The organism is Catelliglobosispora koreensis DSM 44566, assembly GCF_000379685.1.
In the GTDB taxonomy this organism is placed as follows: domain Bacteria; phylum Actinomycetota; class Actinomycetes; order Mycobacteriales; family Micromonosporaceae; genus Catelliglobosispora; species Catelliglobosispora koreensis.
Genome location: NZ_KB903253.1, coordinates 44125 through 67329 on the forward strand (window position 1 = coordinate 44125; position 23205 = coordinate 67329).

Annotated in this window: 27 protein-coding genes and 1 tRNA gene; 11 read left to right on the forward strand and 17 right to left on the reverse strand. The window is 64.5% G+C overall.

The features are described from left to right. Positions 1–4: 4 nt before the first annotated feature. The 4 genes from A3E1_RS0113960 to A3E1_RS0113975 form a co-directional block, all read right to left on the reverse strand. Positions 5–262, reverse strand: a complete 258-nt coding sequence (locus A3E1_RS0113960; RefSeq protein WP_020521397.1) for a DUF1876 domain-containing protein — start codon at positions 260–262, stop codon at positions 5–7. Between the two features lie 4 nt (positions 263–266). Beyond that, a complete protein-coding gene (locus A3E1_RS0113965) occupies positions 267–980 on the reverse strand; it encodes a type 1 glutamine amidotransferase (RefSeq protein ID WP_040390842.1) in 714 nt (237 codons plus the stop codon). A gap of 10 nt (positions 981–990) precedes the next feature. Then, a complete protein-coding gene (locus tag A3E1_RS0113970) occupies positions 991–1887 on the reverse strand; it encodes an endonuclease/exonuclease/phosphatase family protein (RefSeq protein ID WP_063825131.1) in 897 nt (298 codons plus the stop codon). A 61-nt stretch (positions 1888–1948) separates the two neighbouring features. Further along, a complete protein-coding gene (locus A3E1_RS0113975; RefSeq protein ID WP_020521400.1) occupies positions 1949–2410 on the reverse strand; it encodes a hypothetical protein in 462 nt (153 codons plus the stop codon). A 216-nt stretch (positions 2411–2626) separates the two neighbouring features. Here A3E1_RS0113975 and A3E1_RS0113980 point away from each other — a divergent pair, with 216 nt between their 5' ends. Beyond that, positions 2627–3538 (forward strand): peptidoglycan-binding domain-containing protein, encoded by a 912-nt coding sequence (locus A3E1_RS0113980; RefSeq protein WP_211215927.1) that lies wholly within the window; start codon positions 2627–2629, stop codon positions 3536–3538. A gap of 406 nt (positions 3539–3944) precedes the next feature. On the opposite strand, the gene A3E1_RS48380 is transcribed toward A3E1_RS0113980, so the two are convergent. From A3E1_RS48380 to cimA, 4 genes are all read right to left on the reverse strand, one after another. After that, on the reverse strand, positions 3945–4502 hold the full coding sequence (locus tag A3E1_RS48380; protein ID WP_026208420.1) for a hypothetical protein: 558 nt from the start codon (positions 4500–4502) through the stop codon (positions 3945–3947). Positions 4503–4774: 272 nt separating this feature from the next. After that, positions 4775–6088: a TolB family protein gene (locus A3E1_RS0113990; RefSeq protein ID WP_020521403.1), complete on the reverse strand. Its 1314-nt coding sequence runs from the start codon at positions 6086–6088 to the stop codon at positions 4775–4777. After that, positions 6085–6561, reverse strand: coding sequence for an RNA polymerase sigma factor (locus A3E1_RS0113995; RefSeq protein WP_020521404.1), 477 nt, complete (start codon positions 6559–6561; stop codon positions 6085–6087). Before A3E1_RS0113995 ends, A3E1_RS0113990 begins: the two co-directional genes overlap by 4 nt. Before the next feature lie 108 nt (positions 6562–6669). Further along, positions 6670–8229 (reverse strand): citramalate synthase, encoded by a 1560-nt coding sequence (gene cimA, locus A3E1_RS0114000; RefSeq protein ID WP_020521405.1) that lies wholly within the window; start codon positions 8227–8229, stop codon positions 6670–6672. A gap of 274 nt (positions 8230–8503) precedes the next feature. On the opposite strand from cimA, the gene A3E1_RS0114005 reads away from it, so the two are divergent. Both A3E1_RS0114005 and A3E1_RS0114010 read left to right on the forward strand, forming a co-directional pair. Further along, complete coding sequence (locus A3E1_RS0114005; protein WP_020521406.1) at positions 8504–9055, forward strand: peroxiredoxin; 552 nt, start codon at positions 8504–8506, stop codon at positions 9053–9055. Continuing rightward, entirely contained in the window at positions 9055–9585 is a 531-nt protein-coding gene (locus A3E1_RS0114010; RefSeq protein ID WP_020521407.1) for a carboxymuconolactone decarboxylase family protein, read from the forward strand. The genes A3E1_RS0114005 and A3E1_RS0114010 overlap by 1 nt, the downstream gene beginning before the upstream one ends. Before the next feature lie 57 nt (positions 9586–9642). Here A3E1_RS0114010 and A3E1_RS0114015 read toward each other — a convergent pair whose 3' ends face one another. After that, entirely contained in the window at positions 9643–10506 is an 864-nt protein-coding gene (locus A3E1_RS0114015; protein ID WP_020521408.1) for an NmrA family NAD(P)-binding protein, read from the reverse strand. Positions 10507–10568: 62 nt separating this feature from the next. Between A3E1_RS0114015 and A3E1_RS0114020 the strand changes: the two genes are divergently transcribed. The 5 genes from A3E1_RS0114020 to A3E1_RS0114040 are packed head-to-tail and all read left to right on the forward strand — an operon-like array spanning position 10569 to position 13740. Continuing rightward, complete coding sequence (locus tag A3E1_RS0114020; RefSeq protein WP_020521409.1) at positions 10569–11495, forward strand: helix-turn-helix transcriptional regulator; 927 nt, start codon at positions 10569–10571, stop codon at positions 11493–11495. A gap of 32 nt (positions 11496–11527) precedes the next feature. Further along, a complete protein-coding gene (locus tag A3E1_RS0114025; protein ID WP_020521410.1) occupies positions 11528–11794 on the forward strand; it encodes a type II toxin-antitoxin system Phd/YefM family antitoxin in 267 nt (88 codons plus the stop codon). Then, positions 11784–12206 carry a type II toxin-antitoxin system VapC family toxin gene (locus A3E1_RS0114030; RefSeq protein ID WP_020521411.1) on the forward strand — a complete coding sequence of 141 codons (423 nt, stop codon included), beginning with the start codon at positions 11784–11786 and terminating at the stop codon, positions 12204–12206. Before A3E1_RS0114025 ends, A3E1_RS0114030 begins: the two co-directional genes overlap by 11 nt. A 4-nt stretch (positions 12207–12210) precedes the next feature. Further along, positions 12211–12984 carry a dioxygenase family protein gene (locus A3E1_RS0114035; protein WP_020521412.1) on the forward strand — a complete coding sequence of 258 codons (774 nt, stop codon included), beginning with the start codon at positions 12211–12213 and terminating at the stop codon, positions 12982–12984. Between the two features lie 9 nt (positions 12985–12993). Further along, complete coding sequence (locus tag A3E1_RS0114040) at positions 12994–13740, forward strand: tyrosine-protein phosphatase (RefSeq protein WP_020521413.1); 747 nt, start codon at positions 12994–12996, stop codon at positions 13738–13740. On the opposite strand, the gene A3E1_RS0114045 is transcribed toward A3E1_RS0114040, so the two are convergent. From A3E1_RS0114045 to A3E1_RS0114070, 6 genes are all read right to left on the reverse strand, one after another. Continuing rightward, entirely contained in the window at positions 13717–14544 is an 828-nt protein-coding gene (locus A3E1_RS0114045) for a spermidine synthase (protein ID WP_020521414.1), read from the reverse strand. The two genes, A3E1_RS0114040 and A3E1_RS0114045, sit on opposite strands and share 24 nt — an antisense overlap. Positions 14545–14637: 93 nt before the next feature. Further along, complete coding sequence (locus A3E1_RS0114050; protein WP_322786260.1) at positions 14638–15663, reverse strand: malate dehydrogenase; 1026 nt, start codon at positions 15661–15663, stop codon at positions 14638–14640. After that, positions 15652–15723, reverse strand: a tRNA-Val gene (locus A3E1_RS0114055). Before A3E1_RS0114055 ends, A3E1_RS0114050 begins: the two co-directional genes overlap by 12 nt. A gap of 18 nt (positions 15724–15741) precedes the next feature. Beyond that, positions 15742–16191 carry a peroxiredoxin gene (locus A3E1_RS0114060; protein ID WP_020521415.1) on the reverse strand — a complete coding sequence of 150 codons (450 nt, stop codon included), beginning with the start codon at positions 16189–16191 and terminating at the stop codon, positions 15742–15744. After that, on the reverse strand, positions 16178–16597 hold the full coding sequence (locus tag A3E1_RS0114065; protein ID WP_020521416.1) for a DUF3052 domain-containing protein: 420 nt from the start codon (positions 16595–16597) through the stop codon (positions 16178–16180). The genes A3E1_RS0114060 and A3E1_RS0114065 overlap by 14 nt, the downstream gene beginning before the upstream one ends. 104 nt (positions 16598–16701) lie before the next feature. Beyond that, a complete protein-coding gene (locus A3E1_RS0114070; protein ID WP_020521417.1) occupies positions 16702–18945 on the reverse strand; it encodes a transketolase C-terminal domain-containing protein in 2244 nt (747 codons plus the stop codon). Positions 18946–19039: 94 nt separating this feature from the next. Between A3E1_RS0114070 and A3E1_RS48385 the strand changes: the two genes are divergently transcribed. From A3E1_RS48385 to A3E1_RS0114085, 3 genes are read left to right on the forward strand one after another with little or no spacing between them, the layout of a single operon-like run. After that, positions 19040–19456, forward strand: coding sequence for a GbsR/MarR family transcriptional regulator (locus A3E1_RS48385; RefSeq protein ID WP_051105029.1), 417 nt, complete (start codon positions 19040–19042; stop codon positions 19454–19456). Positions 19457–19458: 2 nt separating this feature from the next. Continuing rightward, positions 19459–20340, forward strand: a complete 882-nt coding sequence (locus A3E1_RS0114080; RefSeq protein ID WP_020521419.1) for an ABC transporter ATP-binding protein — start codon at positions 19459–19461, stop codon at positions 20338–20340. Continuing rightward, positions 20337–21128: an ABC transporter permease subunit gene (locus tag A3E1_RS0114085; protein ID WP_020521420.1), complete on the forward strand. Its 792-nt coding sequence runs from the start codon at positions 20337–20339 to the stop codon at positions 21126–21128. The genes A3E1_RS0114080 and A3E1_RS0114085 overlap by 4 nt, the downstream gene beginning before the upstream one ends. Here the strand turns inward: A3E1_RS0114085 and A3E1_RS0114090 are convergent, their stop codons facing one another. Next, on the reverse strand, positions 21129–22661 hold the full coding sequence (locus A3E1_RS0114090; RefSeq protein WP_020521421.1) for a DUF4139 domain-containing protein: 1533 nt from the start codon (positions 22659–22661) through the stop codon (positions 21129–21131). Beyond that, positions 22658–23068 carry a hypothetical protein gene (locus A3E1_RS0114095; RefSeq protein ID WP_020521422.1) on the reverse strand — a complete coding sequence of 137 codons (411 nt, stop codon included), beginning with the start codon at positions 23066–23068 and terminating at the stop codon, positions 22658–22660. Before A3E1_RS0114095 ends, A3E1_RS0114090 begins: the two co-directional genes overlap by 4 nt. Between the last annotated feature and the right edge of the window lie 137 nt (positions 23069–23205).

The window sequence follows — 23205 nt, forward strand, 5'->3', positions numbered from 1 at the left end:
CCGTCTAGCCTAGGGGGTCATCGCGCCGTACGTTCTTTTCGACCTCGGCCGCGGCGACGTTAAGCAGCTCGTGCGCGAGACTCGACAAGGCGCGCGCGCCGGCGATTTCTTCGCCGATCTCGGCGACCGGTCGGTCCGCTGGGTCGCGTTTGGCCTGGCCCAGGCCGCGAACTTCCCGGCCGTCCGGGATGCGCAGGATCGCGATCGCCTCAGTGTGCTCGGTGTCCTCCGCGAAGGCGAGCTCTACCGTCCAAGTACCCATATTTCTACAATAGGGGTAAATTCTCCCTCGTTGGCGATTCGCTCAGCTGGCCGAGCGCCAGCTGAGCGAACCGGTGCGCGAACGGCCGCCACACCTCTTCCATGTCCTCCTGGATCGCGTCCACCCCTTCGATCAGGGCTTCCGTGCCGGTCCAGCCCGCGAACATCTTGGTATCGGTCTCCAGGTGAAACTGCGTGCCCCACGCCCGGTCCCCGATCCGGAACGCCTGCACCGGATAGCGCGGCGAAGCCGCCATCAGCACGGCACCGGCAGGCAGTTGAGTGATCTCGTCGTAGTGGTACTGCACCACGTCAGGCGCGAACGGCAGCGGCCCAAAGAGCGGATCGTTTCCGGCCGCGTCCCGCTTGGCTACGAGCTTCGCGCCAATTTCCAAACCCGCCTCAGACCGCTCAACCCGGCCGCCGTGCGCCTGCGCCAGCAACTGCCCGCCAAGACAAATACCCAGCGTTGGTACTCGGTGCCGCACGCCTTTGCGCATCAGTGATTCAAGCCGGGGAAACCACGGGGTGTCGTCAAAGGCCGACTGCTCGCCGCCCAGCACGACAAACGCCACGTAGCCGTCAAGGTCCTCAGGCAGCTCCTCACCGAGATGCGGCCGTTTGATGTCGAGCTGGAGCCCAGCCTCGACCAGCCACGGGCCCAGGCGGCCCACATCGTCGGTCGGATCGTTTTCCACCACGAGCACTACGTTTGTCACGCGCGCAATTCTAGGGCAGCACGAGCGTGACCAGCACCGCCCGGTGATCGCTGCCGGGCACCTCGAAGATCTCCACGTCCTTGATCCCGATCCGGCGGTCCGCCAGGACCCGGTCGAGCGTCACCGGCGGGATGTTGTCGCCGTCATACGGCCCCCACGTCCCGGTCCACCCCTTGCCCACGACGGCCGCCGCGTCCCGGTAACCCGAGCGCACGAGGTTGCGCATGACCGCGTGGTCGAGCGTGGCGTTGAAGTCGCCCGCCAGGATCCACATCGGACCGTCCGGCTCAGCTCGCTGCTGCCTCCGGAAGCTCTCCAGCCACGGCTCGACCCGGCTCTGCTCCGATGGGGCGACCGTGTGCACCGACTGCAGCATCACGTTTGCCCCCGGCAACTCCGCCGTGATCTGCCCGAACATCATCGGGTTCGGCCGGAACTCGTGTCCCTTCAACGTCAGCCGGCTGTAGATCCCGACCTCGCCACCCTTGACGTGATAAGGAAAATGCGGCTCTAACTTTTCCGCGAACGCAGGCACGAGTTCCTGAACCATCACGACATCCGCTTGCGTGCTCAGCTCCAGCACCCGGCCGAAATCCGCGTGCCCAAACAGAATGTTGACGGTCAGCACTTTTAGCTCCCGTCCCTTGGCTCCCGCGAGCGGATCGCTATCTTCCAGTCCCCGTGGCAGCACACAAACCGTGAGCAGAACCGTGATGACACCAGCCGCGATCACCGCGTCCCACCGTCGCCATAGGACGGTCAGCCCCCACGGGATCAGCGAAAGCACCGCTACATATGGGGTGAACGCGATGAGCTGAACCGCCGGATACCACGAATCCCACCCCGCGATCCGCACGAGCGCCCACATCCCCGCTGGCGCAACAACAACCCATCGCATCCACCGCATGCGCTCAAAAGTAAACGGGCACATCGTTGAAGATGTGCCCGTCGTGTGCAGATCCCGTGCTTTACTCCTGGTCGGTCGTCAGCTCATTCTTGATGGCGAAGCTCAGCACCCGCTCGACTTGAGCGATCAAACCCTGCATCTCGCCTAGAATCATCTGCTGCCCAGACTCAAGCCGCGCCTGCCCTGCTTTCAGCTCATCGTGGCCGGTGTCCAGCTTGTCGAGCCGCTTGAGCATCGTGACCTGAAGGCGGTTGATGTCGTCGAGTTGTTTCCCGTGGCTGGTCTGCCCCAACTCCAGGAATCTCAACCTGCTATCGATCTTCGCCGTCCGAGTGTCGATATTGGCCAAGGCCACATCGATCGTTTCGAACTGCCGACCTGCCGCCTCCCACTTTCTGTCGACCGCATCGAAACGCTCGCTGACTTCACCGAAGCGCTCTTCGGTCCAAGCAGCGTGATGGGCGAGAGTGACGTTTAGCCCGCTGATCGCGAGAGCCAGTGAATCCTTGTCTCCCTTGACCACCAGCGCCTCGATTTCTTCCGGTCTGACTTTTGCATGGTTGCCCTCTCTTAAGGATCAGAGTGGGCCCGCGAAACCTCCGCAAGCTTAATCAATCAAGTTCCACTCACGCAAGGTCGGTAACCATTTACATCCTCTTTGGACGATGTGAAAATTTGTGCCATGAGAATCGCCGCCCGTTTATCCGTTGCGCTCGCTTTATTAGCTAGCGCAACGCTTTTGAACTCATCCCCGGCGCTGGCCTACGCCAACGCGTTCTTCCACACGCAGAACAGCGGCAATCGCGGCGCCGACGTTCTGGCCATTCAGCACCTGCTCGCCCACCATGGCCAGGCGACCGCGCTCACGTCCACCTTCGACTCCGGCACGGTCACCAAGGTCAAAGCGTTCCAGACGGCGAAAGGCCTTGGCTCAGACGGCATCGTCGGCCCTGCCACCTGGGGCGCCCTCGTCCCAACCATCCAGCAGGGCAGCTCGGCCAGCAACGCGGTCAAAGCGTTGCAGGTGCAGCTGAACGCCAAACGTAATCTCAGCCTGCCCGTTGACGGTGTGTTCAGTGCGGCTGTCACGACCGCGGTGCGCAACTTCCAAAGCCATGCGGGCATTGGCGTTGACGGCATCGTCGGCCCGGTCAGCTGGCGCAATCTAGTCTGGCACTACGACTATCCCTCGTTTGCCAACATGTGCGATCAGGACCCGGACAGCAACGGCACCGCCAACTGGGGCACCGCCGCCGCGATCGGGCAACTGGAAAAGGCGGTCGCCGACTTCGCGACCACGGGACAGGGCAAAGTTCCGTTGGGCGACATCGGGTTTGAGCACGGTGGCGACATCCCCGGGCACGCGAGCCACGAAGTCGGCCTCGATGTTGACCTGTGGCCGATCCGCACCGACAACGCACAGTGCACGGCTGGCCGGATCACATGGCAGTCCAGCACCTATGACCGCGCCGCGACACGGACGCTGGTGCAGCAGATCAAAGCCGCCGCACCGGGCCACATCGTCGTCGTCTGGTTCAACGACCCCACGCTCATCAGCGAGGGCCTAACGCAGCAGCTGTCCAACCACGACAATCACTTGCACGTGCGCTACTGCGAGCGAATCCACCCCAACTCGCTCTACGACTGCTAGTCCCCCGGGCGCGGCCGGGCCTCGGCCGTGCCCGGCGTCAGCTCGCTTAAGGTGGCTCGGGACCCACGTGATAGATCCTGCTGCGCGGACTGGTCCACGTGAAGCGGCCAGGAGCAGTTTGTGTCAGCTGCCATCTGCCGCAATCCTTGGCGTGGTGGTGATACTCGCACAGCGCTCCGAGGTTGTCGTGCTGCGTTGGGCCTCCGTCGGTGTGGCGGATGGTGTGGTCGATTTGGCTTCGCCTAGCGGGCATGAGGCAGCCCGGCGCACGGCATGTTCTGTCCCGTAGCCGAATCCACCGCTGCGACGCACTGTTCGCGAAGCGGTCCACTGGGTCTTGTTTCGGTGGCCTTGCGCGGGTGAGGCCCTGCAGGAGAAGCGAGCCATCGCCTCCGCGAACCGCGAATTACCATTGAGCATCGCGGTGCGATCGCGCAATCTGGCGGGCGATGTCAGCAGCGACTGGCCCAAACGAGCCGAGTTTGCCGGGGTTTTTGTTAAGCCCGGCAAGAGTTTCCACGCTGACCTCAAGCTGGATAACACCAGCTGGTGCGCTGGAGTGCTTACCCTCCAGGAGTTCCAGGAACACGTCGGCACGAATCTGCTCCAGCGTCCCGCCTGTGGCGGTGCCAGCGGCGTGGCGGGCTCGGGCGATGGCGCCGATGCGTGCGAACGCCGCGCTCGCGCGGGCGGCATCGAGCCCGAAGGCCGTCAAGGCAGCGATGCCGTCATCGGCCGCGTGTAGCTGAACGCTGCGTGACGCTTCCGCTTGCTTGCGCCGAGCTGTGACGTAAGCGGGGTCCGCAGCCAAAGCCTTACGCCGCAGCATGTCCCGCAACTGCCCGGTGGTCTTCTCGGGCGCGACCGGCAACACGCTCGCCGCGATCCGGCGGGCAGCCGAAACCTCCAAAGCCGATAGCACCTCCACAAAAGACCCGTGCCCGCGCAAGGTCGATGTCGGCATGAGACAAAAGCCGCCAGCACATCCGGCAGACGCTCGCAAAGCTCCGCGGCCAGCCGCACCTGGGTCTGAGCCGCGAACCGCGTCAGGCCCAGCAAACACGCCAGCTCCATCGGCGCGAACTCCGGCACCGGCGCTTCGCGGCTCATCTCGTGAATGAGGGCAAGCTGGCGACCTATTGCGGCAGAAGCGATCCGTCCCTCCACCACGATCCGCTCAGCGACATCCACACCCCAAACACTAGAACACCAGTGCGACAGAATAGAAGATGCGGCTTACCGCAACACAGCCCGGCTCCGCTTACGCCACCACAAAATGACGGCCACAACGAACGGCGCCAGGCAAACCGAAGTGGACACGATCGCCCAGGCCGGCCAGATGCCGCGGTCAGGGCTCGTGCTGTGGCGGATGCCAATGCCGTCAAGCAATCCAGTCGCTAGCTGAACGTCGCCCACGGCAAGGTCGTCGCGCGGCCCGACAGCGAAACGGCTGACGATCTCGCGGCTGCCCGTCAAGACATTCACTTCGACGATCAGATTCGACGTCGTCCCGTCCACGTCACCGCCGCTGACCAACATCGACGTCGGGGAGCGCCAGCCCAGCAAAGCATCGCCCCACGCCGCCGGAACGATTCCCTTGGCTGGCACCGGCGCCGGCCCTTGTCCAGCCTTGCCTGCCGTGTCAAGGAAGACGTAGGACGGATCGCCCGCCCATATGCTCTGGCCCTCATAGCGGTCCGGCTCGCGGGAGATCACCACCAGCCACTTGCCGTCAGGCGACCAGGAATTGGCTCCCGCCAGGCTGCTTCGCGGCGGGGTGACGATACGCCGCGCGATTGTCCCGTCGAGACGTGCGATCAGCAATTCGTCTCGGTCTGGGTAGCCCTCGTCGAAAGCGATTTCGGTCCCGTCCGGGGAAAACGCCGCGACTGACACATCCTTGGTCCCGACTTGTGTGCGCTGCCCGGTGCTCAGATCCAGCAGCGCCAAAATACCTTGTGAACCCCGGGAATCCGCGACGGTGTAGGCGACCAGCCGCTCATCGGGCGAAATAGCCAGAGGCTTGACATATCTTCCCGCGGCGCCTGGGTATTCGCGCCGCGCCCCCGTGAGCAGATCCACCAAGGCCATACTCGTGCCCCCGATCACCAGCTTCGTCCCTGAAGCACTCAGCCGGGTATCAACCAGGCCGCTGTCGACTTCGGGGACCTCGATCTCGCGGTACCGGTCGCCTTCCGCGCTCGCCAAAATCAGCTGCCCAAAAGTGAAGTCCTCATGGCCAGAACCGTTGAAGTAGGCAGCGATCGCGCGGCCGAACTTTCCGCCGGTCTCACCTTGCACGTGAGAAAAAGCGGGAAATCTATCCGGCAGCGTCGGCTCGCCGCCCGCCGCCGGCTGCTGGCCACCACCGGGCCATGACACCAGGCCCACCGCGAGAATCAGCACCACCGCGGCCGCGGCCATGACAGGCACCAGCCAAGATTTGCGGGTACCAGGTGAGTTCGTCACCATAGCGGCCGACGGATCGGGCCGGACTGGCACGCTGCCCGCGATCTCACGCAATGCGTCACGGATTCGTTGCTCGCTCACCGCAGGTGCTCCTTCATCACGTTCAGACCGCGGTGCAGCAACGATTTCACCGTGCCGGGACGGCACTGCATGGCTGCGGCGATGTCCGCGTCGGACAGATCGAGGTAGTAGCGCAGGAACACGGCGGCCCGGTGCCGCGGCCGCAGTTGTGCCAGGGCCTTGCGGACCGCCACGGCGTCCGGCCCGAGGGGAACCTCCACGGTCACCGGTTCGGGGCGGGCGTGTTTTCGTTCCAGCACACGGCGGCGAACCCAGGACGTGCACCGGTTCACGGTGGCCCGGCGCAGCCAGGCGGCCGGATCGGACACTTGCGCGCGGCGCCGGTACAAGTCGGCGAAGACGTCCTGCACCAGGTCTTCAGCCGACGCCGTCCCGCCGGTCGTGACGAATGCCAGCCGGACAAGGCTCGCGAATTGGTCTTCGTAGACCGCACAGAACCATGCGTCGTCACGCACGTCCACGGGCTGGGTCATGGTCACAAACGGTATAGGCGCATACCTCGCCCGATTGGTTGCAGGTGAGTTTCGAATGAAATGAGAACCCCGGTGCGGCAAGGAAGGCGACCGCACCGGGGACGCTTGTTACACCTTCGCTTTGGCCAATCCGTAACTGAGCGCGTCGACGAGCGCGTGCCAGCTGGCTTCCACCACGTTCTCGTGGACCCCCACCGTCGTCCAGTCGCGCCCGTGCTCGTCGACCGTTTCCACGAGCACGCGCGTGATCGCGTCGGTTCCGTGCGAGCCAGCCAGGATGCGCACCTTGTAGTCGGCTAGCTCCAAACCGGACAGCTGCGGATAGTGCCGCGTAAGCGAGTGGCGCAGGGCTTGGTCGAGCGCGTTGACCGGGCCGTTTCCTTCCGCCGTCGCGATAACGCGCTCACCTCGTACCCTCATCTTGACCGTGGCCTCTGAAACGACGGCCCCGTCCTCTCGATGCTCCACGAGCACCCGGTAGCTCTCCAATGTGAACGGTGTCGTTTGCTCACCGAGCGCGGAGCGCACCATCAGCTCGAAGGAGGCGTCGGCCGCTTCAAACGACCAGCCTTGTGCCTCAAGGTCTTTGACCTTCTTCGTCACCGACGAAAGCACCTCTGGCTGACCGGCCAGGTCCAGGCCGAGCTCACGGCTCTTGAGCTCGATGCTGGCCCGGCCGGCCATCTCGGTGACGAGAATGGTCATGCCGTTGCCGACGACAGCCGGATCTATGTGGTTATAGAGGGCTGGGTCGACTTTGATAGCGCTCGCGTGCAGTCCCGCCTTGTGGGCGAAAGCGGCCTTCCCGACGTAGGCCTGGTGGGTGTCGGGAGCGATGTTCGCTATCTCGGCGATGGCATGTGCGACATGTGCCATCTGTTCCAGACAGCCGTCCGGTAGGACGGTCATGCCGAGTTTGAGTTGCAGGTTCGCCACGACCGCGAAGATGTCGGCGTTGCCGGGGCGTTCCCCGTAGCCGTTCGCGGTGCCCTGCACGTGCCGAACTCCGGCTTCGACGGCGGCGAGCGTGTTCGCGACGGCGCACGCGGTGTCGTTTTGGGCGTGCATGCCCAGCAGCGCTGGGTCTATGCCAAGTTCGGTGATGGCCTTGCCGACGTGTGAGGGCAGCATGCCCCCGTTGGTGTCACACAGGACAACCCGCTCCGCGCCCGCGTCGAGTGCCGTTCGCACGACGCTGCGCGCGTAGTCAGGGTCATAGCGGAAGCCATCGAAGAAGTGTTCACAGTCGATGAAGACGCGGCGGCCCCGTTCGAGGAAGAACCGCACGCTGTCACGCACCATCGCGAGGTTCTCCTCGCCCGTGGTGCGCAGCGCCCGCTCGACATGACGAATGTCGGACTTGGCGACGAGACAGACCACGCTTGTCTCAGCGTCCAGCAGACCTTGGATCTGCGGATCCTCCTCGGCCTTCACACCCGCCTTGCGCGTGGCCCCAAACGCGACGAGCACCGCGTGCTTGAAGTCAATTTCCTCCCGGGCTCGGCGGAAGAACTCGGTGTCTTTCGGCACCGCTCCGGGCCAGCCGCCCTCAATGAAGCCCACCCCGAATTGGTCAAGCAGGCGCGCGACAGCGAGCTTGTCGGCGACTGAGTAGGTCAGCCCCTCGCGTTGCGCCCCATCGCGCAGAGTCGTATCGAAGATTTGCATCCCATGCTCCTTGGAAAACAAGAAGACCTCCTGCGGATGCAGGAGGTCTGCGCGTCGGCGGGGAGGCGGGCCGGCGCGCTAGGTGCCAATAATCAGCACGAAGCTCATCACGCCACCACTTAAGCACTCCATGCCAGTGGATGGAAATCCCGTCCCACGGAGTAGGAAATGAGCGCTCGGGTGGCGAACCCCACAATTAATGAACCCGCAACCTCCGCGTGAAGATCGCTCGTTAATCTTGAGTCATTCCAGATCATTCGTTGGAGGATTTACTGTGCTCAGCGTCGGCGAACACTTCCCGGCTTACGAACTGACCGCGTGCGTTTCTCTTGACCCGGAGAACGCATTCGAGACGATCACGAACAAGTCTTACGAAGGCAAGTGGCGTGTCGTTTTCTTCTGGCCCAAAGACTTCACCTTCATCTGTCCCACCGAGATAGCCGAGTTCGGCCGTCTGAACGGCGACTTCGCCGACCGGGATTGTCAGGTGCTGGGCGTATCCACCGACAACGAATTCGTGCACTTCGCGTGGCGCAAGGACCACCCAGACCTGCGCGAGCTGCCCTTCCCCATGCTTTCCGACATCAAGCGCGAGCTCGCCACGGCCGCCGGTGTCCTCGGTGAGGATGGTGTCGCGCAGCGCGCCACGTTCATCATCGACCCCAACAACGAAATCCAGTTCGCCATGGTGACCGCGGGTTCAGTGGGCCGCAACGTCTCTGAGGTCCTGCGGGTGCTCGACGCACTGCAGACCGACGAGCTGTGCCCCTGCAACTGGAACAAGGGCGGCGACACGCTGAACGCCAAAGCCCTCATGAGGGTCTGATGGGGCTTGACGCGCTTAAGGCGCAGCTTCCTGACTATGCCCGCGACACCAAGCTCAACCTCGGCACGGTTCTTGGCACCTCGCCGCTGACCGAGCAGCAACTTTGGGGAACCGCGCTGGCCTGTGCCATCGCTGCCCGAAACCCGGTCGTGCTCCGGGAAATCGCCGCGGAGGCGGCCGATCACCTTAAGCCTGAAGCACTTCAGGCTGCCAAGGGTGCGGCCTCCATCATGGCGATGAACAACATTTATTACCGGTCGAAGCACCTCATCGGCGACGACGCTTACCAGTCGCTGCCGGCCCGGCTGCGGATGCAAATCATCGGCAACCCGGGGGTAGACAAGGCTGACTTTGAGCTTTGGTGCCTGGCGGTTTCGGCCATCACCGGTTGTGGTGTCTGCCTGGAGTCCCATGAGAAGACCCTCATGGGCGCCGGAGTGGGCCGTGAAGCGGTTCACGAGGCACTGCGCGTCGCGGCGGTTATCCATGCCGCGGCGGTAACTTTGGACGCCGAGGCTACCCTCGCCTGACAGTCCGCATAGGAACGGCGCTCGCCCATAACCCCCGGTGGCGAGCGCCGTTTCCTTTTACCTGAAGTCTTCGGCGTGATCGCGGGCGAATTCGGCGAACGTCCGCGGCTCGCGGCCCGTGACCTTTTCGACGTCGGGCCATGGCTTTTCCAGCGCCGACCAGTCCTGATCGGAGTAGCCGTCAGCACTACTCGCCTCGGTCCCGTCGTAATCGCTGAAGCCCAGCATCAGATCTGCGGCCTCAGCGGAGAAACCGCTCTGCGCCTTGAGAATTTCCCGCGCTTCTTCGCGGCTGACTTCCTCATAACGAACCGTTTCGCCGAGCGCTGCCGCGATGGCGGCGACCTGTTCGCGGACCGTCACGGCTTGCCCTCCCGTCAGCGTGTAGACCGCTTCGTGGTGCCCGTCTTCGAGCAATGCCGCCACGGCGACGGCGGCGATATCGGCCTCGTGAATCATCAGCATGGGCACGTCGCCGAACGGATAGCGCACGGTGCGCCGCGCCCGCACCATCGGGGCGAACAGCTGTAGCTGGTTGGCCATGAACCCAGCGGGCCGCACATGTGTCCACTCCAGCCCCGATCGCTCCACCGCCGCCTCGACCGGATTGTCGTGCAGCCCAACGGTTACCGACGCCGCCGACAGATCCACGACCCGTCTCACGCCAGCTTGCCGTGCTTTGGCGAGGACCTCCGTGGCTGTTTCCTCCACCGGAAACAGGTACATCGCGTCGATTCCCGTGAAGAGCCCGTCCAACGACGATGGATCGCTCAGGTCGCCTTCGGCCACCTCTACCGCCGCCGGGAAGCTGGCCTTGGCGCGATTGCGGGTCAGCGCCCGGACTTGCACGCCCTTGTCCACGAGCTGTGCCACCACATTGCGCCCTACGAAGCCGGTCGCCCCGGTCACCAAGATTCTCATGTTCTCTACGCTAGAGTCGATATAGGTCAGTTTTTGTCCTAGATCTCTGGCAATCTTGGGTTATGACCGCGGGCCGCTTGCTAAAGCTCCTCTCCCTCCTGCAAAACGGCCGCGAGTGGCCCGGATCCGAGCTAGCCGAACGCCTGGAAGTAAGCCCCCGCACCGTCCGGCGCGATGTCGACCGCCTGCGCGAGCTTGGCTATCCGGTCCAGGCTTCTTTAGGAACACTTGGTGGGTACGCCTTGAGCGCTGGCGCGGCTATGCCACCTCTGTTGTTCGAAGACGACGAGGCCGTCGCCATCACGGTCGGGCTGCGCACGACGGCAGCCCAGGCGGTCAGCGGCGTCGACGAGGCAAGTGTGCGTGCGCTCAGCAAGCTGTTGCAGGTGCTGCCCTCCCGGTTGCGTGAGCGCGTGTCGGCGCTGACCGCCGCGACGGTCACGTTGCCGTCGCCGGGACATTCCACGACCGACCCGGAATCCCTGGCGCTGCTGGCATCAGCTATCCAGCGGGGCAACCGGCTGCGGTTCCGTTACCAGGACAAGGACCGCCACGTGGAGCCACACCATCTCGTGGCCACGGGACGCCGGTGGTATCTGGTCGCCTTCGACCTCGACCGTGGCGCCTGGCGAACGTTTCGCGTCGACCGGCTTGACGACCCGTCCGCCGAGTCGGCCACGTTCCGCCCACGGACCGTCCCCGGCGGTGATCCCGCCGCTTTCGTGCGCTCCAGCTTCGCTTCCGCGCCCTCGCGCTACCAGGTCATCGCGGACGTCACGGCACCACTGTCCAAAGTGGAGCCGGTCGCCCAATACTTCGGCTCGGTCGAGGCCCGCTCCAAAACCGTCTGCCGCATAACCATCAACACGGACACCCTGGAGATGTGTTCTTTCATCCTCGCGTCCCTAGACGCCCCGTTCCGCGTCATCTCCCCCACCGAGGTCCGCACCTACCTCCACACCCTCGGCACCCGCTTCACTGCGGCGTAGCACCCCGTAGCACATTGCTGTAAGATGCTTGCATGACACAGCCTTCACGGGTGATCACCCAGCGAGAGTTGCGCAATGATTCTGGCGCGATTATGCGGGGGGTGGAGGAGGGCGAGACCTTCATCGTCACACGCAACGGCACCCCGATCGCCAAGCTAATCCCTTTGCGGCGCCGGACTTTTGTCCCACGCGATGAGGCGCTGGCGATCTTCGCAACAGCTCCGGTCATTGATCCCGATCAGTTCCGTGATGAGATCTTCTCCGGCCTGGACACAGAATTGCCCGACCGTGACTGGTGACGCCCCTGGACTCATCGACACCAACATTGTCATCAGCCTCAGCGCGATCGATCCGGTCTACCTGCCAAAACAGCTCGTCATTTGCGCCGTCACGCTAGCCGAACTGTCCTCCGGGCCACACCACGCGAAGGACCCCATCGAGCGAGCACGCCGCATAAGCGTGCTCCAGCATGCGGAGACCACCTTCGATCCCCTGCCATTCGACGCCGAAGCAGCCCGCGCGTTCGGTTTGTGCGCCGCCGCAGCGCTCACGACGAACCGGAAACCACGCAACATGCTTGCCGACCTTATGATCGCCGCCACCGCGATCGCCAATCGGCTGCCGCTCTACACCATGAATCCGCGTGACTTCATGGCGCTTGAGCCCCTATTAGACGTCACTCCTGTTCCGCGGCCAGGCAGGCTACAATAGTTGAGTGTTCAACGAAAAGATACCCTCGCTGTACTTGAGTCACGGGGCGCCGCCCCTGGCTGATGACGCGATCTGGACGCGGGAGCTAGCGCAGTGGTCACGTGACCTGCCGAAGCCCAAGGAGATCCTGATCGTTTCCGCGCACTGGGAGGAAGCGCCGCTCGCGATCGCTGCCACCCAGACTGTGCCGCTGTTCTACGACTTCTATGGCTTCCCCCGGCGGTATTACGAGGTTCAATACGCCGCGCCAGGCGCCCCTGAACTGGCCGCCAAGGTGCGCAAGCTGATCCCGGGAACGGTCGACGTGGCTGACCGCGGGCTAGACCATGGTGCCTACGTGCCGTTGAAAGAGATGTATCCCGCAGCGGACGTTCCCGTGCTGCAGATCTCGATGCCGACGCTCGATCCGGACACGCTTTTGAGCATCGGGCGCAAACTCGCCCCACTGCGCGACGAAGGAGTGCTCATCATCGGGTCGGGGTTCTTCACGCACAATCTGCGGGAGCTGGATATGTCGGCCGGCTTTCACGGAGTACCCCCGAAATGGTCCTCTGAATTTGATGAGTGGGGGCGTGAGGCGCTGGCGCACGGTGACGTGGACGGCCTGGCGGATTTCCTGAACAAGGCGCCCTCGGGACGGCGGGCCCATCCGCGCACGGAGCACTTCGCGCCGCTGTTCGTGACGCTGGGCGCGGCAGAGGCGGACATCGATACGCAACGCACCGTTATCGAGGGATTCTGGGGCGGGCTCTCGAAACGGTCCATTCAGCTCGGCTAACGTAGGGAAATGGCGATCACCCCGGTGCCCCGTTCGGTCCCGTTCAACACGGTTTTCAACTTTCGCGATCTCGGTGGGCTAGCCACAACTGACGGCGGTTTCGTGCGCCGTGGTGTGCTCTTCCGCTCCGACAATCTTGGCCGCCTGACCCTCGAAGACAAAGAAACCTTTGCCGCCCTTGGCATCCGGCGTGTCATCGATTTGCGCCGCGACTTTGAAGTCACGTCAATGGGCCGCGTTCCCGACTGGACCGGGGCCGCGTGGCACCACCACCACCTTGAGCACGAGTTGTGGGATCACAGCACCTACAACGACGAGATCGGGGTGGCGCGCTGGCTGGCCGACCGTTACAACGATCTGCTCGAACAAGGCTCCGCCGACATCGCACGCGTGATCGTCATGCTGTCTGAAGTGGACGAAGGGCCGACCGTCATCCACTGCGTGGCCGGCAAAGACCGCACCGGAACCATCGCCGCGCTGACACTGTCGCTCGTTGGCGTGGCCGACAACGACATCGAGGAAGACTACGCGCTGACGGAACTGTCAGAAGACGCCTACAAGGCATGGCTGGCACGCACCGATCCCGTTGAGGCAGCGAAGATCCCGCCACCGTTCTATGTGCAGACGCCAGCGCTGGCGATGAAACTGACGCTCACGGAACTACGTGAGCGCCATGGTTCGGTCGCGGATTACCTTGCCCGCTATGGCGTCACACGTAAGCACATCGACGCGCTAAAGGCCGGCCTCGTCGAGTAGGACATCGGTCGCGTCAGTGACCGGCAAGGCGCCGTAGGCGAAATCCACGAGCCCGTCGTGGGGCATGAGCTTGCCCGCGAACGGGCCTCGCTGAGCGAGCTGGCTCAGCTGCTCGAGCGGCAGAAAGTCGGTGGAGGCCGCGAAAACCGCGTTGGCGAAACGTTTTCCGGGAACCGCTACCGGCTCTGCCACCGCGCACACATCGGTGAATGTGCGCAGCAGCGTCGCCGCCACCCGCCGGGCGAAGGCTAAGTCGGGCAGGTCGGGAACGTTCACGACGTAGACGCCTTGCGGCCGCAGGCGCGCGGCGATCTCCTCGGCGCACTCCATGCTGGCAACGCTCGGCGGCATCTGGGCGACTTCGGAAACGTCGGCGATGATGAGGTCGAACGCTTCGAGCGGTGCGGACTCCACCACGAGCCGGGCATCGCTGACGAGGACGTCGATCCGGCTGCCGGGTGGCAGGGGCAGCACCCGGTTCACGAAGGAGAGCAACAGTTCATCGTGCTCCACGACCACCTGCCGGGCGTCCGGGAAGGTCGCCGCTATGAACCGTGGCAAGCACATCGCTCCGCCGCCCAAGTGCAGCACGCTCTGGGGCTTGACCGCCTCAATGACCGCGGCGACGCGGTGGGCGTACTCAAACGCGAGGAACGTGGGATCCTCCATGTCCACATAGGACTGTCCAACACCATCGATCCGCAGCGTCCAGGAACCCGGGCGATCCGGGTCGGGAACCAGCTCAGCCAGCCCCTGGCCAACCTGCTCGCTTATCCGTTGATCGTCCATTTTGTCCGCTTTCATGGCGTCATCGTAGCGACCGGCAGATCTAGTGGACACATTGGACTAAACAGCAATGGCCCCGGGCGCGCGCCCGGGGCCATTGCTGGAAAGTGCTTAGAGCAGGTGCTTGACGAGGTCGCGCTCCTGGACCAGCTCTTCGGTGGTCTTGCGGATGCGCTCCTGCGCGGCGGGGCTGTGCTCGATGCCCTCGGTCACGTGCCATCCACCGTCGGCGGAGGTTTCGACCGGGTAGCCGAACACGAGGCCCTCGGGGATGCCGTATTCGCCCTTGGACACGACGCCCAGCGAGGTCCAGTCGCCGGCGGCGGTGCCGTTGACAACCGACCGTACGGAGTCGATCGCGGCGTTGGCGGCGGAGGCTGCTGACGACAGTCCGCGGGCCTCGATGATGGCGGCGCCGCGCTTCTGGACGGTCTCGATGAACGGGCCGTCGGTCCACGATGGGTCGTTGATGACCTCGGCGGCGGGCTTGCCCGCGATGCGCGCGTTGTAGGCGTCGGGGTATTGCGTGGCCGAGTGGTTGCCCCAGATGGCGAGGTTGGTGACCTGTGCCACGGGGACGCCGGCCTTCTTGGCGAGCTGGGCCTTGGCGCGGTTCTCGTCGAGGCGGGTCATCGCGAACCACCGGTCGGCCGGGATGTCAGGCGCGTGCGCGGCGGCGATCAAAGCGTTGGTGTTGCACGGGTTTCCGACGACGAGCGAGCGGATATCCGAGGCGGCTCCGGCCTGGATGGCCTTGCCGAGCGGGCCGAAGATGCCACCGTTGGCGGCGAGCAGGTCGCCGCGCTCCATCCCGGCCTTGCGCGGCGAGGCGCCGACGAGCAGGCCCCAGTTGGCGCCGGCGAAGGCTTCGGCTGGGCTGGAGGTCAGCACGATGTCGGACAGCAGCGGGAACGCGCAGTCGTCGAGTTCCATCGCGACGCCCTCGAGGGCTTTCATCGCGGGCTCGATCTCGAGCAGGCGCAGCACGACCGGGGTGTTGGCACCGAAGACCTCACCGGCGGCGATGCGGAAAAGCAGGGAGTAGCTAACCTGGCCGGCCGCGCCGGTCACGGTTACTTGCAGTGGCGAGGAAATGATGGCCTCCGAGGTCAGATGGTTAATCCGTGGGCGCGACAGGGTTCGAACCTGTGACCCTCCGCTTGTAAGGCGGATGCTCTTCCGCTGAGCTACGCGCCCCGGGGCAACCGGGCCATCCTATCGAATCGCCAAAAGGGCCGACCGCCACCCATCCTGATTCCGGGCTCCAGTGAGGCTCATCTCAGCGAACCGGATGATTCCAGCGCGGTCAATGAGGAAGGTGCCCCGCTGGGCGACGCCTTTGTCGAAGTTGAACACGCCGTAGGCCTGAGCGACCGCTCCGTGTGGCCAGAAGTCCGCGAGCAGCGGAAAGTCGTACCCCTGCTGATCGGCCCAGATTTTGTGGGAAAACACCGAATCGACACTGATCGTTAGAATCGCCGCGTCTTCGAAGTCACTGAGATGATCACGCAGCTGGCCTAGCTCGTTTTGGCAGGTGCTCGTGAACGCGAGTGGGTAGAACACCAGGAGCACGTTGGTGTGCCCCCGGTAATCCGAGAGCCGGACTTCCTGGTTGTTCTGGTCTTTGAGCGTGAAGTCCGGCGCAGGGTCGCTACTTTTTAGCACCGCGTGAGGCTTTCGGGGCCACGAGCCTGGTGGCACTCCAATCAGGGCCGGCGCTGATGGTGGAAGTCGAGGTCAAGCCGGCGGTGGGGACCGCTTCGGCGATCTCGCTGGGTTCGACATAGCCTTCTCGCCCAGACTTGGGCGTAAGGAGCCACACCACACCATTTTCGGCGAGTGGGCCGATGGCGTCGGCGAGCACATCGAAGAGGTCGCCGTCATCTTCCCGGTACCACACCAGCACTGCGTCAACGACCTCGTCGGTGTCTTCATCGACAAGGTCGGACTCGGCTGCGTCGGCCAGGGCATCACGGAGTTCGTGGTCGACGTCCTCGTCGTAACCCATCTCCATGACCACCATTCCCGATTCAATGCCAAACCGGGAACCCTGGCCAGCGGTCGCGTTCACTGTCGCTTGCCTCCTAACTGGAACGAATACTCTCCTGCGAGCGTAGTCCACACACTAAAGACGCTAAGCGCAAGTGGCTCACCGCGTCGGCCGGCCACAAATCTTTACGACGCGAGGAGTGCCCCGGCGGCGCGCTCAATGTCCGCTTCGCCGACCAGCACGTGTGCGGTGGCGGGCCCCAATGGCAGGAAAGTGTCAACGGCCGCGACCCGCCTGACGAGGCCCACGTAACCGGCGTCGACCAGGGTGGCCAGCACGCCTTCGGCGACGCCTCCGGTGCGCCGGGTCTCGTCCACGACAAGCACTCTGCCTGTCGCCGAGGCTTCCCTGATCAGGTCGGCGATCGGCAGCGGGGATAGCCAGCGCAGGTCGACGACACGGCAACCGTGCCCGGCTTCGGCGAGTTTCGCGGCCACGCGCAGGGACATCCGCACGCCGTTGCCGAAGGTAATGATGGTCAGCTCATCGCCCGAGCCGAACGGGTACGTCCGCGCGCGCCCCACCGGAACGTGGGCGAGTCCCCAGTGCTGTGGCGCGCGGTAGGGCGCGAGCCAGCCGTTGTCGCCCGGCTGGTGCAGGTCGCGCGTGTGGTAAAGCGCAATGGGCTCAAGGAAGACGCTGACCGTGCCGTCTTGTTCCGCGGCGGCGACACACGTGCGCAGCATCTCGGCGGCGTCATCGGCACGGGAAGGCACCGCGAGCACGAGCCCAGGGATGTCTCGCAGCACGGCCACGGAGTTGTCGTTGTGGAAGTGCCCGCCGAATCCTTGCTGATAAGCCAAACCAGCGACGCGTACCACCATGGGGTTGCGATATTGCCCATTGGAGAAGAACCGCATGGAGGCCGCTTCCCCACGCAACTGGTCTTCAGCGTTGTGCAGATAAGCCAAATACTGAATCTCCGGAATGGACAGCAGCCCGCCGAGACCGGCCCCGATGCCCAGGCCCAGGATCGAGGTCTCGTCCAGGAGCGTGTCGAAGACACGGGCAGGGCCGAACCGGTCCCGAAGTCCTTTGGTGACACCGTAAACGCCACCCTTGCGGGCGACATCTTCGCCGAACACCAGCGTTTGCGGCAAAGCGGCCATGATGTCGGTCAAAGCGGCGTTGATGGTTTGCGCGAGGGTGAGCCCGCCGGCCCGCTCGGGCAAGCGCCCGCCGAACGCCTTTTCTCGTTGCGCCGCAAGGGCTCCGGCGAGCCGTTCGCCCGACTGGGTGATGGCGTTGATGACCCGCACCGGCCGGCGTGGTGCCAGGGGCGCCACGACTTCGGCGGCCGAGGCCAGGCGGGGTTCGTCACGCACCTGGGTCGCGGCTTGCAAGACGTTCCAGCCGATCTCGTCGTATCGGCTGAGCAGCTGCATTGGTGTGGCCGCCCCGGATTCCACGAGCAGCCGGGCCGTGCCCAGCAATGGGTCGAGGGCCAGGTCGTGTTCGATCTCGGCCGCGGTGCGGTAGCCCTGTTCCGCGTCGGCTCCCGCGTGCCCCATGAGCCGGACGGTACGCAGGTGCAGCACGGCTGGACGGCGATGACGGCGCACCCACGCCACGGCGGAGCGTGCCACCGAGAACGCTTCGGCCACCGAGCATCCGTCGGCGTAGAAGTAGCGCAGCCCCGGCCGTCCCTTCAGCGTCGCCCCGACCCAGCCCGGCGGGGTACGCACGCTGATGCCGAGACCGTTGTCCTCGCAGACGAAAAGCAGCGGAATCCGCAACCCGGTGAAGTCAGCCCAGCCGGCCGTGTTGAAGGCGGCCGTGGCCGAGGCGTGGTTGACGGAGGCGTCGCCGAAGGAGCAGACCGCGATGGCGTCACGTGGCCACGAGACCTTGCCGACCTGAGGGACGTTGCGGTGACGGGCGCGCTCGATGGAGAAGGCGAGACCGACCGCGCGCGGCAGGTGTGAGGCGATGGTGGAAGTCGTGGGAATGATGTGTAACTCAGGGTGGCCAAAGACTTTGTGCCGTCCCCCGGAGATCGGGTCGTTAACCGACGCCACGACCCCGCGCAGCACGTCACGCACGGGGTCCACTTTGGACTCGGCTAGCTGCGAGGCCCGCAGGCAGTAAAACGCCCCGGAGCGGTAGTGCAGCAGGGCGGGGTCCGTGGGGCGCAACGCCAGCGCGACAGCGGCGTTTCCTTCGTGACCGGCCGAGCCGATGGTGTAGTAGCCGGCGTCTGAGGCACGAAGGCGCCGGGCGGCCAAGTCGAGGTGCCGGCTCGTGAGCTGCGCGTCGAACAGCTGCAACGCGAGTGCCTGCGTCAAAGGCGGTTCGAGGGCCACCGGCTCGGCACCACGGGTCCAGGTCGCCAGGGCTTGCCGAAGACGATCTTCAACGGGCTCAGTCACGCTCGAAATCCTAGCTGTGTGTTATCGTTCAGAAAGTTCTAAACGTTTAGGAGCATGCGTGAACGAGCGGGAGTACGCCGAAGAAGTCGGGACGATGCTCGCCCAGATGGGCCTCAGTCCCGCGGTCGGCAAGTTGCTCGGCTGGCTGCTGATCTGCGACCCGCCCGCCCAGACCAGCGTGCAGCTAGGCGACGCTCTCGGTTTGTCCAAAGGTTCCGTGAGCACGGGCATGCGCATGCTCGAACGCATTGGTTTCGTGCGCCGCGTGCCCACCCCCGGCCGGGGTCACGCCTACGAGATCCTGCCCGACGCCATGGTGCGCAGCACGGATCCTCGCGCCAAATACCTGCTCATGGAACGGCTGATGCAGCAAGGCATCGACCTGATCGGCGACGAGGATGCCGCCCGCGCGCAACGGCTTCGCATCACCCGGGATTTCTACGCCTTCGTCGGCGAAAGAGTCCCCGAACTCATCGAAGAATTCATCCAGACGAGGCTGAAGAAGGATTGACCGTGGTCATCCAGACAGAGAACCTCCGCAAACGTTATGGGCGCGGCACCGAGGCGCTCAAAGGCCTGAATCTCAGCGTCAATGAAGGCGAGGTCTTCGGGTTTCTCGGCCCCAACGGCGCTGGCAAATCCACGACGATCCGCATTCTGCTCGACCTGCTGCGCCCCACGTCGGGAACGGTGAGCGTGCTTGGCCAAAGCCCACATGGCAATGCCGCCATGCGCCAGCACATTGGCTACCTGGCCGGTGACTTCGTCGTGAATGGACGCCAGAGCGGGCACGAGTTGCTGCGCTACCTTGGCCGCCTGCGCGGCGGTGTGCCGCAGGCCCGCATCGACGAGCTGGCCGCGCTGCTCGACTTGGACCTGTCCAAGAAAATCGGCAGCCTCTCCAAGGGCAACAAGCAGAAAGTCGGTGTGGTGCAAGCGTTCATGCACCGCCCCAAGCTGCTGATCCTCGACGAGCCGACCAGTGGGCTCGACCCGTTCCTGCAACAGCAGTTCGTGCGGCTCGTGCGGGAAGCCAGTGCCAACGGGCAGACCGTCTTCATGTCCTCGCACGTGATGAGCGAGGTGCAGCAGACGTGCGATCGGGTCGGCATCATCCGGGCCGGCGAACTCATCGCGGTGGAACACATCAATGACTTGCGGGCCAAGGCTTTCCGCAAGGTCGAGGTCCGGTTCCAGGCCGCCGTGGACCTTCCTAACATCGCGGGGGTACGCGATGAGCACTGGGACGGCAACGTTTGGCGCGCCCAGCTGACGGGCGATGCCGACGCCCTGATCAAGGCGATCGCCCCGCATCACGTCGTGGACATCCTCAGCGAGGAGCCAGAGCTTGAGGAGCTGTTCTTCAGCTACTACCAAACCGGGGAGGAAAAGTGAGCGTGTTTCTCAAGTCGTTGCGGGACAACCGCCGTGGCTACCTCGGCTGGTCGGTGGCCTTGACGGCGGTGGCCGCGATGTATGCCAGCTTCTGGCCTACGCTCGGGCAAAACCCTGAGCTGACAAAGGCGATGGACAGTTATCCGCAGTCGCTCAAGGAAGCCTTGAACCTGCAGGACATGTCCAAACCGGAAAACTACTTGGGCACCAGTGTGTTCGGGTTGCTCGTGCCGATCCTGCTGGCCGTGTTCGCCATCGCCGCCGGGACGAAAGCCATCGCGTCCGACGAGGAAGCAGGCACGCTCGATCTCGTGCTCGCCCATCCGGTGACACGTGTGAAGCTGGCATTGCAGCGCCTGCTCGCGATCGCGACCGCGCTGACGCTCATCACCGGCTTGATGTGGCTCGTGGTCACGGCTTTGCGCGGTCCGTCTGAGTTCACTTCGGTGTCCCCTGGACGGATCCTCGCGGTCTGTGTGCAGCTCGCGTTCTTCGGGCTGTTCTTCGCCTCGCTGGCCTATGCCGTTGGCGCGTGGACGGGACGTAAGGGTCTCGCGATCGGTGCCGGAGCGGCTGTAGCGGTGCTGGCCTATCTGTCCGACTCGTTCCTGCCGCAAGTGGACGGTCTCAAGTGGATAGAGCGGTTCAGCCCGTTCGAGTGGTATCTGGGCAACGAGCCGCTGAAGAACGGCATCTCAGGCACGAGTTTGCTGATCTTCGCCGGCCTGAGTGCCGTCTTCATCGCCTTGGGCACGTGGCGTTTCAACCGCCGCGATGTGGCCGTCTGACTAATCGCGCCATCCGGCTAGTTCGACGCCTTTGGCGCTCTCTACCCGGTACCCCCACTTGATTTTGGTCTTGGCACCGGGATCGAGTGGGGTCTTCCACGTCGCCACCCCGAGCTCGGACCGTTCCACCGGGGCGGGTTCGGCGATCGTCTCCTTGACCGTGATCTGGCCATCGCGCGAAACGGGCAGCTGGTCGAGCACGGTCAGGCGGATCGGGCGCGGGCTGTGGTTGGTGACCGTGATGAGGTATTCGGCGTCAATGCGCCGTGCTGACCCGAGCGTGGCCTTGCTCGCCGACCGCTTCACCAGCTCGCGCTCGACGCGCACCCGGTCATCGACACCCAGGGCCAGCTCACGTTCTTCGTCGGGTGCCCAGGCTTCCACTTGCGTCGACCCGACGAAATCGCCCTCGTGAAACAGCGAAGCCATCGCGGGCGGCAGGGTGTGCGCGGTGCTGTTGCGGACAGTCGCCCGCAGCGTCGCTTCCTCACTGCGCACCGGTGCGGTGATGTGATCCAGCTGGGCTTCCAAAGTGAGCTTGGCGACCACGGTCCGGTGCGTGGTGCCGTCTGAACGCACCGCGACCGGCCTGGACGGCGTATAGGTCGCGGCAGCGGGGCCTTGCTCAGCGACCGCGACGGCCTCCCGCAGCTTCGGCTTGGGAGCGGGAGCGGCTCGCATCATGGTGGCGCCCGGGGCTTGCGGTGCGCCATCGGCCACCTCCATCGCGGCACCGTAAGCCATGGGCTGAAGCGGGGGCGGTGGCGGCATCGGGCGGAACCGGTCGATGAACCACGGGTCCAGCTCCGGCACTTCGACCGAACCAGATGGGCGAGCGGTCGACAGTTTGAGGTCGCACTCCGGCCAGTCCTCGCCCGTGAACTGGCTGACCATCCCGTACCAGTTGAGCGTCAGCTGCTCACCGGCCAGCCGCAGATCATAGGTCGAGTGCCAGCTGGCGCCCGTGGTCACATAGGACAGTTCAAACGCGACTTCGCTGTCCTCATGCGCCTCCAGTGTCACCTCAGCGAGCAGGTCATCAGGCTGATTCTGATAGTTGAGGTCATCGATCTGCCGTTTGACGGCACTGACCTCGTCGGCCAGATCCGCGCGCTGACGGTTGCGCCTGGCCACGCCGGTCTTGACCTCGGCTAGCTGGCTGTCAAACCCCTCGGGCAGCTCACTGGAGCGCACCGCGGCACGGTTGAGGTGCTTCTCCCGCGTCTCGGCGACCTCGTTGGCGATGTCGATGTCACTGATCAAGTCTTCGATCTCACGCAGCCGGGCTTCCAGTTCAGCGCGGTTCGCGCTCGCGGGACGGGCCAGGCGGCGGGTGATCACATCCACGCCGAGAACCGTGGCCGGACCCTCACCAGAGATCCGCACCGAATCGCGCAACAGCCCCAAAGGCAGCGGACCGAACACCACCTTCTGCTCGCCCGCGGCCAGCTTGACCTGGCCACGCCGGGTGACCCGGGCCCGATCGGGATAGACGGTTACCGCTGTAATCGCACCTTCCACAGCCTCGCTCATGGGTCCACGCTAACTGGCTCAGGCTCGCTTCGCGCCTTGCGCTCGGTCACGAGCAGCAGGATGCCCAGCGTGATGATGAGAAGCGAGGTGATGGCGGCGACTTGATCGGTATTGCTGGGCGACAGCACGGCGTAGTCACTCAGCAGGGGGTATTTGTAGGCGTCTGACGCGCTGACGTAATTGACCTTGTCGCCGAACAGCATGCCATCTTCGGAACCGGCCCACGACGCGCCACAAGCGCCATAGAGACCGCCGTAGGGAGGTTTGCCCAGTGGCGCCGCGCAGTCCCCCACCCGGACCGTGACCTGCACCTGGTCACCAGCCAGTTTCCCCACCGTGGGCAGGCCAGTGTTCAGCGCGAGGAGCAGTCCATAAAGGAGGATCAGCAAGCCGGCGAGTGGGCGCATGTAAGCCAAATATAGTGCCGTTCATCTATTCACGCACCTCCTAGCCACAAAAAGTTACTGGTCAGTACACGTGTCGCGGATCGCATCAAGTGGCGGTACGCGTGACGAACCGCCCATCCAAGGGGCAGGATTAGCGG

Coding starts and splice junctions, on each gene's coding strand:
- A3E1_RS48380 (WP_026208420.1), bottom strand. CDS start 4,502: ATGCCGACATCGACCTTGCGCGGGCACGGGTCTTTTGTGGAGGTGCTA.
- A3E1_RS0113970 (WP_063825131.1), bottom strand. CDS start 1,887: ATGCGGTGGATGCGATGGGTTGTTGTTGCGCCAGCGGGGATGTGGGCG.
- A3E1_RS0114015 (WP_020521408.1), bottom strand. CDS start 10,506: ATGAGAATCTTGGTGACCGGGGCGACCGGCTTCGTAGGGCGCAATGTG.
- A3E1_RS0114040 (WP_020521413.1), top strand. CDS start 12,994: ATGGCGATCACCCCGGTGCCCCGTTCGGTCCCGTTCAACACGGTTTTC.
- A3E1_RS0114090 (WP_020521421.1), bottom strand. CDS start 22,661: ATGAGCGAGGCTGTGGAAGGTGCGATTACAGCGGTAACCGTCTATCCC.
- A3E1_RS0114095 (WP_020521422.1), bottom strand. CDS start 23,068: ATGCGCCCACTCGCCGGCTTGCTGATCCTCCTTTATGGACTGCTCCTC.
- A3E1_RS0114020 (WP_020521409.1), top strand. CDS start 10,569: ATGACCGCGGGCCGCTTGCTAAAGCTCCTCTCCCTCCTGCAAAACGGC.
- A3E1_RS0114025 (WP_020521410.1), top strand. CDS start 11,528: ATGACACAGCCTTCACGGGTGATCACCCAGCGAGAGTTGCGCAATGAT.
- A3E1_RS0113960 (WP_020521397.1), bottom strand. CDS start 262: ATGGGTACTTGGACGGTAGAGCTCGCCTTCGCGGAGGACACCGAGCAC.
- A3E1_RS48385 (WP_051105029.1), top strand. CDS start 19,040: ATGCTCGCCCAGATGGGCCTCAGTCCCGCGGTCGGCAAGTTGCTCGGC.
- A3E1_RS0114010 (WP_020521407.1), top strand. CDS start 9,055: ATGGGGCTTGACGCGCTTAAGGCGCAGCTTCCTGACTATGCCCGCGAC.
- A3E1_RS0113995 (WP_020521404.1), bottom strand. CDS start 6,561: ATGACCCAGCCCGTGGACGTGCGTGACGACGCATGGTTCTGTGCGGTC.
- cimA (WP_020521405.1), bottom strand. CDS start 8,229: ATGCAAATCTTCGATACGACTCTGCGCGATGGGGCGCAACGCGAGGGG.
- A3E1_RS0114045 (WP_020521414.1), bottom strand. CDS start 14,544: ATGAAAGCGGACAAAATGGACGATCAACGGATAAGCGAGCAGGTTGGC.